Annotated in this window: 2 protein-coding genes; both read left to right on the top strand. The window is 74.5% G+C overall.

The annotated features are described in order from the left end of the window. Positions 1-714 (top strand): SDR family oxidoreductase (locus ACI3KX_RS22075; protein ID WP_404911094.1); only part of this gene is annotated, 714 nt, incomplete at its 5' end. Beyond that, positions 711-1,424 (top strand): metal-dependent hydrolase (locus ACI3KX_RS22070; RefSeq protein ID WP_404911093.1); only part of this gene is annotated, 714 nt, incomplete at its 3' end. The genes ACI3KX_RS22075 and ACI3KX_RS22070, both read left to right, overlap by 4 nt.

Here is a 1,424-nt window from a genome sequence, read left to right as displayed (position 1 = left end):
TCCACTGCCAGTCCTCGACACGGCCGTCCTCGACGCGATCGGCTCGCGGCGCTCGAGGCCGAGACCGGTGCGGGGGCCTTCGCGGCCGACCTGACGTCCGACGCCGACGTCGAGGCGCTCGCCACGTTCCTCGCCGAGACGGGTCCGCTGCACGCCCTCGTGCACGTGGCCGGCGGCGCACGCGGCACCGATCGCGTCGAGGACGGCCGTGTCGAGGACTGGCAGTGGATGTTCGAGGCCAACGTGCTCTCGGCGCAGCGGCTCGTCTCGGCGCTGCTGCCGCAGCTGCGGCGGGCCGCGGCATCCGACGGTCACGCCGACACCCTCTTCGTCACCTCGACCGCCGCGCAGACCGCGTACGCCGGCGGCGCCGGCTACAACGCCGCCAAGGCGGGCGAGGCCATGCTGGCGCACGCCCTCCGCCTCGAGCTCAACGGCGAGCCGATCCGCGTCGTAGAGGTCGCGCCCGGCATGGTGCACACGCCCGAGTTCACGCTCAACCGCCTCGGTGGCGACAGTGCGGCCGCCGAGCGCGTGTACGACGGCGTCGCGAATCCGCTGACCGCCGACGACGTGGCCGACGTGATCGCCTACGCGCTCAACGCGCCCGGGCACGTCAACCTCGACCTCATCACCATGCGTCCGGTCGCGCAGTCGGCGCAGTTCCTGCTCGCCCGCGGCCCGTTGCGCCCTCGCGGCACGGGGGAGCTGTGATCCCTACCATCGGCACCGCCGTCAGCTATCCGGCGGGCGCGACCGCCTCGCGGAGCACCGTGGTGCACGTCGCCGATGCCGGCGACGGCCGCCGGGCCGTCGTCCTCGATGAGACCGCCTTCCATCCGGTCGACACCGCGTGGCCCGACCAGCCCGCCGATCGCGGCACGCTCCGCGTCGCCGGTGCCGACCTCGCGGTCATCGACGCGGTGGTGGGCGCTCTCCCGGTGGACGCGGCACCCGCCGACCGGCTCCTGCTCGGCGCAGAGGTGCCGGTGCGCACCGGCACCGAGGGGTGGACCTTCGTCGTGGCGCACCTGATCGACGGAGATGCGCCTGTCGCCGAGGGCGACGTCGTCGACGTGACGGTGGACGCCGGCTACCGCGCAGCGCTCTCGGCCGGGCACACCGCGTGCCACCTCGCCTCGCTCGCCCTCGATGCGGCGCTGGCGGACGCCTGGCGGAACGAGGCCCCGGCCGATGCGCTCGGTGCACCCGCCTTCGATGCGCTCGCGATCCAGGAGTCGCGCATCGTCGGCGACGGCTCGGTGGACGTCTACCGCATCGGCAAGTCGCTGCGTCGCAAGGGCTTCGACTCGGAGGCGCTCGCTGATCTCGACGCGCTCACCGCGCGCGTCGACGCACAGCTGGCGGACTGGCTCGCGGCCGGCGGCGCCGTGCGCGTCGAGCGCGACGGCGCTGCCCTGGCC

This window comes from Microbacterium sp. ZW CA_36 (assembly GCF_044987475.1).
Lineage (GTDB): Bacteria > Actinomycetota > Actinomycetes > Actinomycetales > Microbacteriaceae > Microbacterium.
Note: the sequence above shows the minus strand (reverse complement) of the source record. Positions and strands in the feature narration are given on the sequence as shown.